This is a genomic window from Phycisphaerae bacterium, from assembly GCA_018003015.1.
Classification (GTDB): Bacteria; Planctomycetota; Phycisphaerae; order UBA1845; family PWPN01; genus JAGNEZ01.
The window spans coordinates 1-17,083 of the sequence record JAGNEZ010000017.1; the positions used below are offsets into that span (position 1 = coordinate 1).

15 protein-coding genes are annotated in these 17,083 nt (G+C 63.5%); 4 read left to right on the forward strand and 11 right to left on the reverse strand.

What is annotated here, in order from left to right; genetic code table 11:
* The 5 genes from KA354_09635 to KA354_09655 all read right to left on the reverse strand — a co-directional run.
* A partial coding sequence (locus tag KA354_09635) for a hypothetical protein (GenBank protein MBP7934892.1) occupies positions 1-317 on the reverse strand: 317 nt, incomplete at its 3' end.
* A gap of 10 nt (positions 318-327) precedes the next feature.
* Positions 328-3,333, reverse strand: coding sequence for a laminin G domain-containing protein (locus KA354_09640; protein MBP7934893.1), 3,006 nt, complete (start codon positions 3,331-3,333; stop codon positions 328-330).
* 104 nt (positions 3,334-3,437) lie between these two features.
* Positions 3,438-4,379, reverse strand: coding sequence for a prepilin-type N-terminal cleavage/methylation domain-containing protein (locus KA354_09645; GenBank protein ID MBP7934894.1), 942 nt, complete (start codon positions 4,377-4,379; stop codon positions 3,438-3,440).
* Between the two features lie 46 nt (positions 4,380-4,425).
* On the reverse strand, positions 4,426-4,581 hold the full coding sequence (locus KA354_09650; GenBank protein ID MBP7934895.1) for a hypothetical protein: 156 nt from the start codon (positions 4,579-4,581) through the stop codon (positions 4,426-4,428).
* A 563-nt stretch (positions 4,582-5,144) separates the two neighbouring features.
* Entirely contained in the window at positions 5,145-6,506 is a 1,362-nt protein-coding gene (locus tag KA354_09655; GenBank protein ID MBP7934896.1) for a neutral/alkaline non-lysosomal ceramidase N-terminal domain-containing protein, read from the reverse strand.
* A gap of 379 nt (positions 6,507-6,885) precedes the next feature.
* On the opposite strand from KA354_09655, the gene KA354_09660 reads away from it, so the two are divergent.
* Both KA354_09660 and KA354_09665 read left to right on the forward strand, forming a co-directional pair.
* Complete coding sequence (locus KA354_09660) at positions 6,886-8,265, forward strand: Gfo/Idh/MocA family oxidoreductase (GenBank protein MBP7934897.1); 1,380 nt, start codon at positions 6,886-6,888, stop codon at positions 8,263-8,265.
* Between the two features lie 63 nt (positions 8,266-8,328).
* Positions 8,329-9,120 carry a ThuA domain-containing protein gene (locus KA354_09665; protein ID MBP7934898.1) on the forward strand — a complete coding sequence of 264 codons (792 nt, stop codon included), beginning with the start codon at positions 8,329-8,331 and terminating at the stop codon, positions 9,118-9,120.
* 19 nt (positions 9,121-9,139) lie between these two features.
* On the opposite strand, the gene KA354_09670 is transcribed toward KA354_09665, so the two are convergent.
* Positions 9,140-9,292 carry a hypothetical protein gene (locus KA354_09670; protein ID MBP7934899.1) on the reverse strand — a complete coding sequence of 51 codons (153 nt, stop codon included), beginning with the start codon at positions 9,290-9,292 and terminating at the stop codon, positions 9,140-9,142.
* A gap of 156 nt (positions 9,293-9,448) precedes the next feature.
* Here KA354_09670 and KA354_09675 point away from each other — a divergent pair, with 156 nt between their 5' ends.
* Positions 9,449-10,453: a glycoside hydrolase family 43 protein gene (locus tag KA354_09675; protein ID MBP7934900.1), complete on the forward strand. Its 1,005-nt coding sequence runs from the start codon at positions 9,449-9,451 to the stop codon at positions 10,451-10,453.
* Positions 10,454-10,638: 185 nt separating this feature from the next.
* Here the strand turns inward: KA354_09675 and KA354_09680 are convergent, their stop codons facing one another.
* The 5 genes from KA354_09680 to KA354_09700 all read right to left on the reverse strand — a co-directional run bounded on the left by KA354_09680 (position 10,639) and on the right by KA354_09700 (position 16,400).
* Positions 10,639-11,820 carry a PD40 domain-containing protein gene (locus tag KA354_09680; GenBank protein ID MBP7934901.1) on the reverse strand — a complete coding sequence of 394 codons (1,182 nt, stop codon included), beginning with the start codon at positions 11,818-11,820 and terminating at the stop codon, positions 10,639-10,641.
* Between the two features lie 66 nt (positions 11,821-11,886).
* Positions 11,887-12,147, reverse strand: coding sequence for a hypothetical protein (locus KA354_09685; GenBank protein ID MBP7934902.1), 261 nt, complete (start codon positions 12,145-12,147; stop codon positions 11,887-11,889).
* Positions 12,148-12,169: 22 nt separating this feature from the next.
* On the reverse strand, positions 12,170-12,970 hold the full coding sequence (locus KA354_09690) for a methyltransferase domain-containing protein (protein MBP7934903.1): 801 nt from the start codon (positions 12,968-12,970) through the stop codon (positions 12,170-12,172).
* 146 nt (positions 12,971-13,116) lie between these two features.
* Positions 13,117-13,734: a hypothetical protein gene (locus KA354_09695; protein MBP7934904.1), complete on the reverse strand. Its 618-nt coding sequence runs from the start codon at positions 13,732-13,734 to the stop codon at positions 13,117-13,119.
* 62 nt (positions 13,735-13,796) lie between these two features.
* On the reverse strand, positions 13,797-16,400 hold the full coding sequence (locus KA354_09700; GenBank protein MBP7934905.1) for a hypothetical protein: 2,604 nt from the start codon (positions 16,398-16,400) through the stop codon (positions 13,797-13,799).
* A gap of 200 nt (positions 16,401-16,600) precedes the next feature.
* On the opposite strand from KA354_09700, the gene KA354_09705 reads away from it, so the two are divergent.
* Positions 16,601-16,924: a hypothetical protein gene (locus KA354_09705; protein MBP7934906.1), complete on the forward strand. Its 324-nt coding sequence runs from the start codon at positions 16,601-16,603 to the stop codon at positions 16,922-16,924.
* Positions 16,925-17,083: the final 159 nt, after the last annotated feature.

Sequence of the window (17,083 nt, forward strand, 5' to 3'; positions counted from 1 at the left end):
GGCGTCGTCCCCGCTGCCTGTGCCAGGACTTCCCGCCAGACCCGGTAACCGCCGTTCAGAATGGATGTCCAGTCAATCGCACACAGAACAATCGGCTTCTCCCGGGTCAGCAGAATCACCCCGCGAGCCGAAAGCGGATCGACGATCCTCCTGGCCGGCTTGACCAGAGCCTCACACAGCGGGCTGCCCAGCGGCGGAGTGACATCGGCCTGGAAGAGGGCGATCCTCAGCGGTTCTCGCCCAGGATCATCCCCGCCCGGCAACGTCGCCGAGGAATCAGCCGCAGACTTGTGCCGTTCGGTCAGGCCCTCAGCCATCGTCTCCCCGTCACGGTCTGGGCGTGCAGTCGGCGGTGGCGTGAATGCCGTCTCCGCTGAAACATAACTGCCAGATCCCAAAATCGGTCTGGTCGACGTCACCATCCTCGTCGAAATCGGCCCCCGAACACGCCCCTGTCGGGTCGCCCAGCGGAACCGCCGCGCCGGTGAAACAGCTCTGGAAGGAGTCGAAGTCCGCCAAATCCACGTCCCCGTCGTTGTCAAAGTCCGCGTACTTCTTGCCCAGCGTCACCAGCAGCGCTTCGACGCCGAACTTGGCCAGGTACTGCATCTCCGCCCCGTCCAGGGCCTGAGGCAGAATCAGGATGTCGTCAGCGTAGCCCAGGAAAGGATGGTTGTTCGTGTTCGTTCCCACCTGGTCCTCGCCAAAACGTAGCTCGCGCGTCAGGTCGAGGACCATGGTCGCAGGCGGCGCTCCCCCGGCCCCTACCCAGCCGCCGGGCAACTTGCTGCCGTCCAGGTAAACCTTCAGATCACCGTGGTCGTAGGTCATCGCGATGTGGTGAACCTGACCGTCCGCGCTGATATTGAACGCCCCCGAAGGAACGTCAAACTCATAGTAAGGAGGCCCGTTCACCGGATCCGACACCACCAACCACATCGCCATCCCGTCCGCCTGCTGCCCGCCGGAATCAAACACCCATTCGATCACCGGAGTGGTGTAGTCGCCATGGTAGCTGGAGAACAACTTTCGCCGACCCGCGGGAACCTCTCGCACGTGCACCGCCAGCGTCGCCTGAGCTCCCAAGTAGCGCACCTCGGGGAACTCCAGCCCGTTGAACGGCAGGGCGCTGTTCAGAGCGTGCAGAGACTGCAGGCCAAAAATCGGCAAACCGTCGGTGATGATCGATCCCAGGGGAGTCGGAATGGGAACGGCAGTGTCCTGGGCACCGATCTGGGCCAGCTTGTCGGTGATCCGTGGGAGTGTATCCCCTTCCATCGTGTAGAGCATCTCCCCAGCTACTTGCTCGGTCAAGTTCAGGCTCGCCGCCCCACTGGCCGCCAGAAGGGCAATTTGATCCGCGGTCAGCACTCGACGCAGGACCAGAATGTCATCAGACGTACCCACCAGCTCGCTGTTCGCCACGCTCGGCGGGTAGTCCTCCCCGTACAGCAGGTCGCCGATCCGACCCGGCATGCCCGTTACCCCCGCCCAGAAAGCATCCCCCACCATGACACCATCGAAGTAGATCTTCACCTCCATGCCGTCCGTCTCATCGACCGTCTTTCTTTCAAACGTCCAGGCCACATGGTGGGGCGTATCGCTGTCCGCCCAGCTGGCCATCGCTGGGGCTCCGGCCAGAAAGTAAGTGCTCGGATTGCCCGGATCCGACTGCCATTCGGCCGCGATCCCAATCGTGGGATTCCAGGGAATGCTGCCACCGGCGTCAATCGTCACCAGAAACTCCTGGTCCATAGAACCGCCGTCGTGGTTGGTAAACAGGTGGATCTCGCCGGGCGCAACCTGCTTGAGACTCACCGCCAGGGTGAACTTCTCGCCCAGGTTCTGCGTCCCCGGGAGCGGGAAACTCATCAGCGCCGTGTTCTTCAGCGACGTCCCGAAGATCGCCTCGGCATCCGTGACCAGGACCGCCGGCAGCGGCGGAGCCGGGGCGTTGAACACTACCGCGTTCTGAGCCCCGTCGTCGGTCAGCTTGTCCACGGCCGGGCCCGTTTCCGGATCACCCTCAAAGGACAACCAGATCTGGGGGGCAAAAGTCGAGCAGGTGATCGAGGCACAATCCGAACCGGCCCCATTCCACTGGCCACGAGTGCTCTGGCATACGCTTTCGGTCAGCTGCACGCACACCCCGTTCGTGTAGCAGCAAGCCCCGCCCGGCGGGCAGGGATTCTCGGCGCACGTGGCTCCCGCTGTCCAGTGACCACTCTGCGCAACGCAAACACTTTCCACCAGGTCGCTACAGGTGCCGTCGTCGAAACAGCAGGCCCCAGCGGGTGGACAAGGGTTCTGATCGCAGCTGGCGCTCATGTTCCAGCTTCCCGATTGAGCCAGGCATTCGTTCTCGGTCAGGTCGCTGCACGTGCCGTTGTCGAAACAGCAGGCCTTGACCGGTAGTTCACAGGTCACATTCGCGCACATCGAATCCGGGCCTTTCCAGATCCCGCCTTGGGCAAGACAGCTGCTCTGCGTCGTGCCGTCCGCGCACGAACCCGACGGCAGACAGCATGCTCCCGACAGCTCCATGAACGCGGCGGCACCCTGGCTGGCAAGCGTCTGAATCTCCGCCTGCGACAGAGCCCGGTCCAGGATCAGGAGGTCGTCGGCGTAACCCAGAAACGGGGTGCTGCTCTGATCGGTGGGGGGAACGTCTTCGCCGAACCGCAGGGGGTTGCCCTTCAGGTTGAAACGCTCGAACCAGGGCTCAGCTCCCTGATACCAGCTTCCCGGCAGCTCGTTGCCGTCCAGGAAGATCTTCACGACACCACGGTCAAACGTGGCGGCGATATGATGGACCTGACCATCCGCGCTGATGTCAAAAGCACCCCGGGGAACGTCCCACTCCGCTCCGGCGGCACTCGCGGGATCCAGCACGTAAAGCCACGTGGCCACACCGTCCGCGTTCTGACCGGCGGAGTCGAACACCCACTCGATTCCCGCATTCCCATACTGCCCGTCGTAGTTGGAGAACAGCTTCCGCCGGCCGGCGGGTACGTTCCGGACGTGAACAGCGAACGTCACCTGCGGCCCCATGTCACCGGAGAGACCCTCAAACTGCAGACCGTTGAACGTCTGCGTGGCACTCGGGGCGTTCAGAGATTGCCCCCCGAAGATCGGGGAATCCGCCACAATCACCGAGTCCGGATACACCACCGCATTCTGGGCACCGTCGCCGATCAGCTTGTCCGTGGCCGGGCCGGTAGCCCCATCACCCTCGAACGAAAGCCATACGTTGACCCCAAACGCGCCGCCAGAACTCCCGGCCATCAGCGCCGCCGCCACGACACAACCCAATAAGGTCCTTGTGCGCTTCATGATTCACCTCCGAGAAGACAATGATCCCTAAAAACGACGTTCCGACTCCTGCCCGGGAGGAACGGTCCGCCACCGGCATGCGCCGGGTGCGTAACCACGGTGGCTCATGGCCTGTAAAATGGGTCGCCCACGCTGATCCGGTAGTACCACGATTCCCAACCCGACCCGTAAGGGGCGCCCATGATCGCCTTGATGACCGGCTGTTCCGTAGACGCACGCTCGACGCCGAACTTCTTCATGTACCACTGGCAAATATAGTCCGCGGGGTCCTTCACCCCCGCCGGTCGGGCGGGCGGCCGGACCTGCTCAACATGACCGTCCACAAACACCGCACTCGAGCCGCGCGGGTGCATCTGCAATGCCGATCTCGGTCTCGCCCGCTCCCCGATCCGGTCTTCCCCGTAAACCGGAAGATGCCCCGCATGCCAGACGTCAAACGCTGTGGGTTCATGGCTCCTGCGGGCCGCGGCTAGGTCCGGGTTCTCCAGTTCCGATGCCCCGTCCATGATGTAAATCACGCGCGACGGCTGTTTCCATAGATCGATCCTGGAAACACCCTCTACTTCTATCCACATCCCCCCCACGGGATCCGGTATTCCGGCACGCGTCAGCGGACCGCGGTGATCCAGACCGTTGATCGCATAATCCAGGAACCGATCATCAGGGTGCGTGATGGTACGCTCGGGACACTGAAAAACCTCGTACTTCTCCACCAGTTCAGTGATGTAGGCGCCGTCCCGGGCCCGCTTGTCACCCATCAGACGCGCAACGTGATTCACCCAGTTGTATAGGTTCGCCCCCACCGGCACGTTGTAGGTGCCGAAGGCCCGTAGAATACGGCTTCTGTGTTCGGCCACAAACACGTTGGCCGCCACGCCAAACTGTCGCTCATTGGTCTGGCACTTGATCGTGCGACCCTGGGCCCTGACCCGGTTCAGCGAAGGAATGAGAATAGCCAGGAGCAGGGCAATGATGGCGACCACGACCAGGACTTCAATCAGGGTGAAAGCTCGGGCCGCACGAAAACGCAAAAGCGAACTCATCATCGGTCCTCCTTCGCGACTGCCCCCCACCAAGCGTGCTCCCGCGGCATCAGGTCAGGCCGCGGAACGGCAGGTCCACCAGCTCCCCAGAGTGTGGGCAACACTTCCCCAGCGTGATGATCAGCTGACGCAAGCCCGCTCGGCAGAAAACCACCCGGGCTCGCTCTGAGGCAAGAACCTTATAGGGTAGCCTGCGGATTCTCATCCCGGCACCGCCTTCGCGGCGCTCGCGACGTCTGCTCGAGAAATGATGGAGCGATTTCGCGAAGGACCCGACAACGCGCCGAAAGAACGTTAGCCACCGCCCGTCACGGCACGCCAACTCCGGACCCCGTGCAAAACGCACACGCCACTATGTTGACATGGTGCCTCATCTTAGCGACAGGTGCTCAGGCCGTCAATCGGTGCGGACAACATGCCGACGTGTCCCCCGTTCCCTGCTCCGCAGGCGTCTGCAATGTCTCTCAGATACAGTGGTTGCAGACCCCGCGGCTTCGCATTGTGTCAGGTTCAATACCTTTCCAGGCTGGGCAGGGCATGCACGCGGGTGCCTCGTCGGCTGTGCCCCGAGGGAAAATGAGCGAGAATCGTCAGAACCTCACCCCGAGTCGAACGCGATTCGAACACGCCCCGAACACCCTCTTCGCCGAAAGCGAATCGGTAGCCCTCCAGCAGCTGTCTCGGAGCGACTGACCCACCGCCTGCAATACCTGAAGTCGGACCCGCCGCACCCTGCCCGGTCTCAGATCGCGACGGCCGGCTCGCAACTCACCTGCCGACCGCTTCAACGACCCGATTCACGCCGGCCGCTACCCGGTCCTCCACATCCTTCGCCCAGCGGGTGGCGGGGTGCCCGTACTCCTCCAGGCTGGTGGCCTCATAGCCTCCCTCCTCCCAGACCCGCCGCGAGGGGATGTATCCCATGGTGTCGTTCGCGTATGCCGTGACCCAGGTGCCCTTCCCGTACGTACCCTTGAATCGGAGCGCGTAATCCACCACAACCTCGCCGCCGAGCATGACCCACAACTGCTCCCCGCCGAGCCGCCACGCCTCGACAGGATACGAATACCCCTTCGCAAACGACTTGCCCGCCCGGACCTGCCCAAGCATCTCCTTCGCCCAACGGCCGAAGAGCCCCTCCTTCTTGACCATGGCCTCCAGCTCCGCCACAGTGGGGTTCCTCTCGTAATCCAGCGTCACGAACTCGAAGGCGGTCCGCAGAGTGGGACGAACCGCCCGCATCGCATGGCCAAGGACGTCCTCCACGCCGGCGGCAAGCATACCGCCGTACTTCTCACACAACGCGACCGACCGCCGAGGCAACGGATTCTGGTCGGCCCCGCAGCCCGCCCAGAACATCACCATGGCCTCCGGATGGTTCTTCTCCAGGGCAAGCTGGGCAAAGCCAGGATAGTCGCCAGACCACTGATACGAATCGAGTACCGTGCCGTGGCAGGCGTAACCGAACAGAACCGCCCGCAACTGGCCGTCCTCGCCACGGACCGCCAGCACGGGCAGGCTGTGATCGACCGGACCCTTCAGAACCGCACCCTGCTCCAGCAGCCTCGGCACCTCCGCCTCGCGATTGTTGCGGCGGTTCACCGCAAAAGCCGCGGTGCCCTCGCCGGCCCAGAGAGCCGCCGGCACCCTGCGATCCAGAGCCTCACCGACCGCCTGAACGATCGTGCCTTCAATCTCGTGGGAGTACGTGTCGATCAGGGCCGCCTGCTTCTCATCTAGGGGGTAGCAGGCCATGAGCGATTCGCGAACCACCGGGCCCGTGTGCGTGTGCGTGCAGGTGATGGCAACCTGAGATCGTTCGAGACCGTAACGCCGCTGGATCTGCGCGTACATGGCCTCGTACATGACCTTGGAGAACGCGCAAACGTCCGCCGTCACAATGACCGCACGCCGCCCCGAGCCATCCTCGATCGCCAGAGCCTTCGCCCATAGGGGGTGCAACGTCCCCTCAGCCGGGTGCTTGCGGCTGGCGTAGCCAGCCAGCCATATCGGTTGCCGCGGCGTAATGTTGGCCTTCGCCGTGCCAGCCTTCCAGCCCTCGGCCAGGGCTTGCCCAACGCTGGCGGCGAACGCGGCAACCAATACAAGCTGTACCAAACCTCGTCGCATCCCGTGCTATTCTACCTCCTCCCCCGGAATATGGGCAGTAGCAGGCCCAAGAGCCAAAAACGAGCCCCCAACACGGAAGTGACTCATCGCCGGGCCCGTGGAACCATCGCCAGCCAATCCCCATTGAGCTCAGCGACCAAACCGCTATCATGTCATCTTGAATTCACTGGCAACCAGGAGTCAACCCGGATGCCGGACAGCATGACGCATCGCCACCTCAGCGAACATGCCAGGAAGGTCGCTGTCCGAACGGCGCTCATCCCAAGAAGCCTCCGAGTCACCCTACGGATTCACCGCCATATCACCGCCCGCCGTCTCGTGCCCGGAACCGGCGGGTCGGCGTACCTGAGGAACACCGTCATTCTGTGGAGGATTTCCGATGAGAACAGCGAGAACAACGCGACGAACGTTCATCAAGCAGGCTGCGGTGGCCGGAGCGGTCGGTCCCCTGATCCTCGCCGGCAAAGCCCACGCTGCAAACGACCGGAAACTGCGCCATGCGTCCATCGGCGTGGGCCGAAGAGGCGCCGAGGACTTGGCCGCGCTCACAAGCCATCCGGGCATCGAGATCGTGGCCCTCTGCGATGTCGACCAGAACTACCTGGAAGAGGCTGCCAAGCTCTACCCCAAGGCAAGACGGTACCGCGATTGGCGGGAAATGCTGGAGAAAGAACGTGACCGGATTGACTCCATCAACGCCACCGTCCCCAACCACATGCACGCGCCAATCTCGATGACCGCAATGCAAATGGGCAAGCACGTCTATTGCCAGAAACCCCTGACTCACAGCATCTACGAGTCGCGCCGGCTCGCCGAAGAGGCGGCCCGCAGGCCTGAACTGGTGACCCAGATGGGCGTCCAAACCCATTCAAGCGGGGGATACCGCACCGCAGTGGCCATGATCCAGTTCGGGATCATCGGTAAGGTCAAGGAGGTGCACTCGTGGGATATCGTCAGGTATCATTACACCGGCGCCGTCACCAACCCCCCGATGCGGCGCCGCCCCGATCGCGTGGACAAAGTCCCGGATTCGCTGGACTGGAACCTCTGGCTGGGCGTGGCCCCCGAACGGCCTTACGTCAAGGACATCTACCACACCCGGTTCTGGCGCCGCTGGCATGATTTCGGCGGCGGCGCCCATGGCGATATGGGCGGCCACATGATGGACGTCGTATTCACCGCCTTGGAGCTGACTTCGCCGATGTGGGTCCTGAGCCATCGAAGCCCTCCCTACGAGGAAACCTTCGCCCCGAACAACAAGGTGCAATACCACTTCCCCAGGACAAAGTACACTACCGGCGACATCGACTACTACTGGTACGACACGGGCCCTGTCGACGCCAAGAGCAGCTGGCCGATTGACCAGAGCAAGGAACTCCCCGAGGACGGTTCGATGTTCGTGGGTGAGAAGGGCTACATGTTCCTGCCGCATTCCGGCTCGCCCCAGCTTCTGCCCGGGGATGAATTGAAGGGCGCTGCCGAACAGTTCAATAAACAGGTCGGTCCGGTGAAGGGACGCGAGGTCGATCACTATCACCAGTTCATCGATGCCTGCCTGGGCAAGGGAAAAACCACCACGCCGTTCGCCTACTCCGGCCTCTTGACCGAAAGCGTGCTGATGGGCACGGTGGTCAACCGTTTCCCAATGGAGAAACTGATCTGGGATGCCAAGGGGCTGCAGTTCACCAACAAGCCGGAGGCCAACAAGTACCTTCGCCGCGCCTATCGCGATGGCTGGCATGTCGATGGACTCGGATGAGTGCCGTCCCCGGAAGCCCGCAACTGCTGAGGAGAGCCCGCAACTGCTGAGGAGAGATCCAGCATGAAAACGCTTGCATCCACTGTCGTCCTGTTGGCCTGCTTCGGCTGCACCTCAGAGTCCCCCGGCCCGGCAAGCCGGCCGGCCGACAAACCAACGCCCGTGATCCTCTTCCTGGTCAGCGAGGACCCCAGCAACTACAAGGCCCACGAGACCATCCCCCGTTTTGCCGACGTCCTCCAGAAGGAGTGCGGATTCAAGTGTACCGTGATCCGGGGCGAGGGTGAACCCCAGGCATTCCGGTTCCCCGGCCTGGAGACCATTCGCGAAGCCGACCTGGTCGTCATCTTCTTCCGTCGCCGAGCTCTGCCCTCGGAGCAACTCGCGTGGATACGATCTCATCTGCAGGCGGGCCGACCTTTGATCGGGATCCGCACCGCCAACCACGCGTTTTCCGTGCAAGGCGACGTGGCCGCAGGTCATGACCAATGGTGGGAGTTCGTCCCGCAGGTGCTGGGCTGCGAGAACCGCGGCTACGGACCGGAGGCGTCCGGCACCGAGGTGACCGTGGTATCCGACGCGACCCGACATCCCGTTCTCAAGGAGGTCAGGCCGGATAGGTGGCACGCGGAGGGTTCACTCTACCTGGTCAAGCCGTTAGCCGATCCGAACGCCACGGTGCTGCTGACGGGATCGGCCGGAGACAAGACCGAGCCCGTCGCCTGGACCCGGATGTGCGGCTCCAGCCGGATATTCTACACCTCGCTGGGCTTCCCCACCGACTTCGAGCAGCCTCCGTTTCGCCGACTCCTGGTCAACGCCGTGTACTGGGCCCTGAAGCGACCGGCACCGTGAGCGTGCTCCGCTTACAGGCTTAAGCCCGATCGCGGGCGGCACCCGCTACGCCGCCGGACTGATCGATGCAGCAGTCCAAACACGCGGTTTCCACCGCCCGCTGGCCATGATAGACTTCCCGGAAGCGTGAAATCGTCACCAGGGCGCTGTGTAATCGTTGTTCGCGAGCCATTGGGATCTTTTTGACACTGTCAGATGGGAGAGCGTTGTGTTGAAGACCAGCTGCACTCGCGCACCGCGGTTGACCCAGGTCGGGCGTTGGCTCGTGCTCGCTGCGGCTTCCGCCATCCCCGCAGCCAATGCCGAGGACAGCCCTGCCGGCAAGGCGCTGACCATTGAATACCACAACCCGGTCTGGGACGGCTACCTGGCTGACCCACAAGTGATCAAGACGCGAGGCGAGTACTACGCCTACGGAACCGGAAAGGAACTGGGCGGCAAACAGTTTCCGGTGCTGCATTCGAAGGACTTCGTCAGATGGGAGTTCGTCGGCAATGCGATGGAAACAGTGGCGGAACCCAAGATCAAGGACTACTGGGCCCCAGAAGTCGCCGAACGCGGAGGCCAATACTTCCTCTACTACGCCGGCGACGGAAAAATGCGAGTCGCCGTCTCCGAAAACCCTACCGGACCGTTCAAGGATACGGGCAGAGTCCTCTTTCCTGACGAGCCGTTTACCATCGACGGAAATCCCTTCCGGGACCCCCAATCCGGGAAATGGTACCTGTTCTTCGCCAAGGACTTCCTCGATGGACGCGTCGGCACCGCGTTGGCCGTCGCCCAACTCCAGGACGACATGATCTCAACCACCGGCCCCATCAAGACCGTGCTGCGGGCCGTCGCGGATTGGCAAATCTACCAGCGCCATCGCCAAATGTACGGCCGGGTGTTCGACTGGCACACCGTCGAGGGCCCGGCCGTGCTCTTCCATGACCGGCGGTACTACTGCTTCTACTCCGGTGGAAACTGGCAAACGCCCGGCTATGGCGTCGGCTTCGCGGTTTCCGACTCTGTGACGGGACCGTTCCAGGATACCGCGGACCTCAATGGCCCGGCCGTACTCAAGAGCATCCCCGGCAACTTGATCGGTCCCGGCCACAACGGCGTGATTCTGGGGCCAGACAACAAGACCTGGTTCATCGCGTACCACGCCTGGAATGCCGAACGCAACAAACGGCAAATGTGCCTCGATCCGCTGGAGTGGACACTCGAAGGACCCAGAGCCTGCCAACCCTCGCGCGGAGCCAAGCGAGTCACATTACCCCTGACTTCCACACCGGCACCACCCCTGACTTCCAGGCCGGCGCCCGCGGGTGTGCAGCCAACAAGGTAGGAGTCACGGCCGTCACCTACTCGGGCGTCGCCCACGCGTGCGGCTGCCACCGCAGGTTCAACGCAGTCACCACTACCAGATTCCCCGAAGCCCGATCCCCGCAGCCCCCGGTAGATGGTCCGTCCTTCGTCGGGCAGACGCCGGACCGAGAACCAGGAAAACCCCTCAGGGCAACGCAAACCCGGCTACCGCGAAGCCTTAACCTCCACGGCGTAGACATGGGTCGCCCCGTGCATGTTGGACCGGAAGACGATCCACCGGCCATCGGGGGTGAAGCTGACGTTCGGCTCCAGGGCGTAGTCGTGCTTGCCCAGATCCACCAGCCGCTCGGCCTCGAGTTCGCCGTCCTTGGGCGTCAACAGATAAACCCACTGGCCATTTCCCGGGGCGGCAACACTCCTGGGACCCCCACCATCGCCTGCGAAAAACCGGCCGTCCGGAGAGACATTGTAGTGCACCGACCAGTGCTCGCGCCGCACCTTGTACCTGATCCGTTCGCCGGTCGCGAGCACCAGGCCGGCCAGCCAGAAAACCCGCGAACGCGGCGTCTGCAGGTCGTACCAGATGATCTTGCCGTCGGGACTGAAAAACTCGTGTCCAGCAATCTCCATGTCCATCGCCCGGGTGTGGATCTTCCTCAGACCGGCCCCGTCGCTGCGGAGGGTCCAGATGCGATCCACCTTGTGCCAGGGCCCCTCGTGGCAGAACATGATCAGCCCCGGGTCCGTCGGCGAGAACTGCACGTGGTTGAGCCAGTCGTTGCTGGGGTGGAAGGTCTTCAAATCCCCCGTCCGAGTGTCGATTGTGTACAGACGCATCGGCACCCGGGCGGCCCAGCGCGCCTCCAGACTGCTCCTCGGCCCGGCAGGCCGCGTCCCCGCCGGCCTCGTGTCCACAGGCCGGGCCTCCGCGTCCGTACAACTGCCAGCCAGTAGCGTCTCGTCACTGTTGACCGCCAAGCCCGAGCCGGGTCGCAGCCCCACCGGAATTCGGGCGATCTGCCGCGTGGCACGGGTGTCGAGATGCGTGGCGTACACCCCGCCACCGCCCAGGTAATACACCTGCCGGCTCTTCCGGCCAACGACAACCTGGCTTACACGCCCCTCCACGACCGGCGCGATCCCCAGCGTCTCCAGGTCGATCGCGGCCAGCCCTCCGGGCACCGAAACCACCAGCTTGTCTCCCGAAGCCGTGTAGCCGTTCTGGTGAAAATAGAGACTCGCGCTGCCCGGTTCACGCGAGAGGCGAATCACCCGGTGGCCCGTGGAGGGCTCCATCCACTCGGTCGGCGGCTCATCCGCGGCCCAAGCCGGAGAACCCATCCCCACCAGAATCACAAGCACGTGCCATGATCGCCCCGGCGTCATTCCCATGTTCCGCCCACCCTCTCAAGTCGGCCCGGCCCGGTCCGATACAACTCCGCCGAAAGCCCTCTACATCCAGGAGTTCAACCGCTCACAACGTACGTCCCATCGACCGTTGCTGGGAAATCCTGGCCCCGGCTGGCTCACACAGCCCTCCCAACCGGCGGCCATCATCGCCACCGCGGCCGGCAAGCCCCCGTTCCCGGGTAGGTACGCGGTCAGACCGGGACGCTGATAGTTGTGACCGTTGGGATGATAGCGGTTCTTGGCCACCTCCATCAGCAGGGCACCAACCGCGAGCTCCGGTTCACCGGCACGGGCGGCGGCCATGGCAACCAGCGGCTCGGAACACTCACCCGGCGCCGCCTGCCCTCCCGCCCGGCAGACACACCGCCCCCTTGGACTGTGGCAACGACTTGCGGGCCCGCACGAACGTCCAGCAGTTGTCCACCAGCGTGTCACCCTCCACATGCCGGAAACGATGCAGCTCCTTGTACGCGGTTGGAGCCTCCAGATGAAGACGCCGAACCTCCTCCACCTGGGCGGCGGAACGCTGGTAGCGCTCCAGCCAGGCATGGAGCGATTCCGTCGCTCGAATCTGCACGATCCGCACCACCACAAAGTCGGTCCGCATTAGGGCAACCAGCAGCTCGTGCAGTGTCAGACAGCGTCGCCTCAGCGGCTGACGGGTCTTGACGATCACCTTCCACCACTCCTCGTCGGCTTCTCCAAACGGGGTCATCTGCCCAACCACCAGAATGCCGGTCGCGGCCAGCACCCGGCGGATCTCCCGCAGACACCGATCCAGATCCTCGACGTAATGCAGACTCTGCCGGCAGGCCACGGCATCGAAGAAACCGTCGACCATCGGCAGTGCCTCGGCATCACCACCGCACGTCAGGATGCGCGGATTCCGGACCTGGGCCAGCATCTCCTGCGAGAGATCAACGGCAACACATGGACCGAGCGATGGACACGCCGCCAACGCGGCCGCCAACACCGCTCCCGTGCCCGCACCCACGTCCAGGATCCGCTGACCCGCGGCCAGGCCCAGAAAGTCGAGCGTGACCCTCATGATCCCCGGATCATGCACCCACTCCGCCTTGTCATAGGATGCGGCCCGTTCCTTGAAGTGCTGAATGAGATCAAGCATCGGAGAATGCACCCTGACGAGTCGGCTTCGTCTCGCTCATCGCTTCGCAGGATGCTTGAAGTCTATCGGCTCTCGGTGACTCGGGCAAGCAAGGCAACACCAACGAACGGAAAACGAGAAGATCAAACTCGATGACGGCCCCCTCGTCAGCTCGGCGCGGTCTCCGCGGCAGTCGTGACCGTCGTCGGACGGCCAAAACGCTGCAGAATCTCGCCCAGGATGGTCTGCTCCAGGATCTCATCCCGCCCCAGCGGAATCCACTGCATCTGCTGACTCGGCCGGATCATCTGCCCCGACATGGTCGGCGCTTCGGCACTGTACAGCCGCAGGGCCGCCGCCGGGTTGTCAATCTGCCGCTCTTCCAGTCGCAGGCGCAACCGCTCAACCTTCACGTCGATACTGTACTCGCCCTGCGAATCCACCGGGGTGATCTGGATCGTGGCCTTCCTTTGAATCGTCTGTAAATTGGCCTCGGTCCAGTAGTACGCCGGCCTCGGCTGCTGGCGCCAGAACTCCAGGCCCTGGGCGCTGGTCTCCGGGTGAGTACTCAGAACCCCGCTCGCCCGGTCCTCCCGGTCGATCCGAAACCAGTGCTGGCGCAACGCCTCGCCGGCCGTCTGCCAAAGCGATTCGAAGTCCTCCTTCTGCGAGACCGACACACGCTCGAAGGTCGGCCCAGTCGGCTGCGGCGGAGCTTGGCAGCCCAAGCAGGCGCCCAGGATAAGGCACAAGGCCCTCAGCCCCGCTGACCGGATCACTCTCATGTGCAAACTCCCCAGATCAGTCACCCTCGCGACGTCTCAACCTTTCACTTCACCAGGACCGTTCACGCCTTGGGCGTGTACCGGGTCTCCTTGACCTCGATGATACCCGTCTTGACCTCCAGCGACGCCTTGCCGTTCTTGACTACAACGGTACCACAGCCGGTCGCGGTCGCCAGGAAGGCCCTGAAGTCGCCCCCAATGCTCGGCTCGACGTACAGCACCTTCTCGACCGCGTCATAGCGCACGCCGGTCAGCCCCTGCAACAGACCGTAGCTCGACATCGCCCGGGCATACCAGTGCCCACACTCATATTCATTGAACGGGTTGCGAACCCGCCCATCGTAGCGGTCCCGGGCGACGCGGACTACGTCGAGCCCCTCTTCAACCAGCCCCATCATCATCATGTGCGAGGCCGCCTGGTACTCGATGCCCGTCCAGACCTCGTTGCTGTAAACAAACGGCAGGCTCAACGCCCCCCCCTTCGGCCAGGTGCATAGCAGCAGACCGCCGTCGCTGCCCGCCGCAAAGGTCGGACGCTGCGGATTGGCGTGCTCCGCCAGACTGCGCTTCAGATTGTAGCGGTGCACCGCCTTCAGGTGGCTGGCAACCTTCTTGGAGTCCAGGATCTCACCGACATGGCAGACCATCGCGATCCAGGCCCCGAGAACACCGTCCGACAGGCAGCCCGTGCCGTACTGGTACTTCGGCCCTTCCTTCTTCAGCAGCTCGAGGGCCTCCGGCGTGTACCCGCCCTGAAACGTCTGAACTTCCAGCGGGCTCTTGGCCTTCAGGCCCTCCCATTGGACCTTCTGAATGAAGTACTCGCCGTTGAACAGCTCGGCCTCGGTAACCTTGACGCCTTTCTCGAACAGCTCGGCGTAAAGCTCGTTCTCCTCGCCCAGCGCCTTGCCCATCTTGATCGCCGCCGCCAGCGCCCCTAGATAGAAGCTGGTACACATGCCGTCCGGGCCCCAGAACTCGATGTCGTAGGTGTTGTGGTGCGGCTCCTCGAGAATCCCTTTGTGGCCCGGGTCCCAGGTCGCAATGCAGTAGTCCAGACTCGACTTGACCTTCGGCCACAGCTTGCGGAGCCAGTCGGTGTCGCCGCCCACTCGCCACTCCCGGTAGACCTTCATGATCCCGCCCAGCTGGCCATCGGACGCGGCGTGAAAATCGTGTTCGGGCTGGCGGATGGGCAGCGAGACGCGGAAGGTCTGGTGCCCGGTGTCCGCCTGGGTCACGTTGAACTCGGTCTCACGCAGCATCCGCTCGATCGCCGGGAACAGGTGCGGCAGCGCCTGGGCATAGTTCCACACGTGCGTGCAGGATCCGTGACAGCAGCCTTTGTTGTCGCCGCAGCCCTCCCAGGCCCATAGACGCCCGTCTGTCTGGCGCAGCACGGTCGGCGACTTCAGAATGGTCAGATTCGCGGCAATCGCCTCGATGACCTCCGGAGGCAGCGTCGAGTCGTAGAAACACTCACTGAACTGGGCACTCCTCTGGCGGAGCGAGTCGTAACTCTCCCGCCAGTACCTGGCTACCGCCTCGACGTTCGCAAACCGCCCGGAATACCAGGGCGAATACGTCAGCTTGGCGGCCGACTTCTCCTCCTCCGGGGTGTTCTTGCCAATCCGCAGGTTGCTTCTCCCGGAGTACCAGCTGAACTCCAGGACAATCGTCCTGTCCTTGCCGGCAGCGACCGTGAAGGGCACGAACAGGCTGGCGCCGGACGCGGGATCACCCTCCTTCGGTGCCGGCCGATCGTAACATGCGCCTTCCTGGATGTCCTTCCAGCAGATCGTGTACGGGTCGAACCAGCCGCCCCGGAACCAGGCAAGGTTCACCTTCACCCCCGGATCCGTCACCGCGGCGCAGAAGGCCGAGGCCGCCCATGGCTCCTGGTCGCTGCCTTCCTGGTAAACGGTGAAGCCCCCTTGGGCCGCTTTCGTGCCCCGGGCGAACTTGTTATCGCTCGCAAGAAAGTTCTTGGCGTTGAACGAGAACACCGCCTCGATCGGCCGGTTCGTCGGATTCCTGAACCGATACTCCAGACCCGCCACCGGCAAACTCGAGGCGTCCGCATCCCCGGGAATGAACGGGCTCCAGCCGGTGATCTCCACCCCCAGCGGCACCTTGTCGTCCGTGAGCTCGATCTTCGCAAATGGAAACCGCGCCAGAAACGTCGCCGATCCAAATCTCGGCAGACCGTACGTCTTGCCCCCCAGCCCGTTGCCCGAGCCGGGTAGACCAAATAACTTCCACTTCGCCAGCGGTCCCTCCAGCACCCGAGCCGTATTCGGCTGATCCTTCACACAGACGGCCGCAAACATGAACGGATCATTGAACACCTCGGGCTGGTTACGCAGCGATACGTGCGAGAAGCCCCCAGCACCCTCCAGACAAACCATGCCCCCACCCATCCCACCCATCGGGAAGGCCACGCGGTCCAGATGCTCGCCGGTATAGACACTGTTGTACCGGTGCCCCCCCGTACCCTGGGCGAATAGCCCCGCCGCCCGATCCTGTGCCGCCCGACCACCCGCGGCCCCACCACTGTCCTCGCAGCCCCCCGTCCCCGAGGCTCCAATCACCCCCGCCGTGGCTACGGATTTCTTCAGAAAATCGCGACGAGGTATGGACGATTGGCTCGACCGACCCTTGGGCATGCGCAACTCCTTCACTGCAAGTAAGTTCCACCGGGCCGACCCTCCCGGACACCGGGCATGATAAACCATATCGGACCACCCGTCACGCCACCCCATTGGCCCAACGGCGATTTGAATTCGACATTCCCCTCAGGAAGTTGACCTCCAACCGCCGCGGCCGGGGGCATTCCCAATACCGCCGCCGGTCGCAAGGGAACACGATGCTGGGACGAACACGAAGGCAGGCTAAGGTGGGTTGGTCGCTGACCGCGGCCATAGCGGTCTTCTGCCTGGGATTGGCCGCCCTGGGAGCCTTCAGGGAATGGGCTCCCGGCGGCTCACCAGGCCCCGCCCAGGCCCGGGCGGCCATGCCCCCTCCGGCTGCCATCGTCTCCGCCACGCCACCCGCCAGCACCACCCATCCATGCCCCCGACACAACGGCCTGCCCGATCCCTTCACCTTGGTGTTCCTCGGAACGGCCGGCCTCCTGGTCCTCAAAATGAACCGCATGGCCCATCGCCAACCCTCCAAATCCATCACCTGACGCCAACGCGCTGGACATTTGACCCAAAACAAGCAGATTCTCCCCCAGAACCATACGCCTGCCGTGGGGCAGTAGCGATGGCCATCCCGTTCAGTCTGACCGCGATCCTGAACACTCCTCCGCGGAACACCCGCCACGTTCTTGAACCGGAGGATCCCT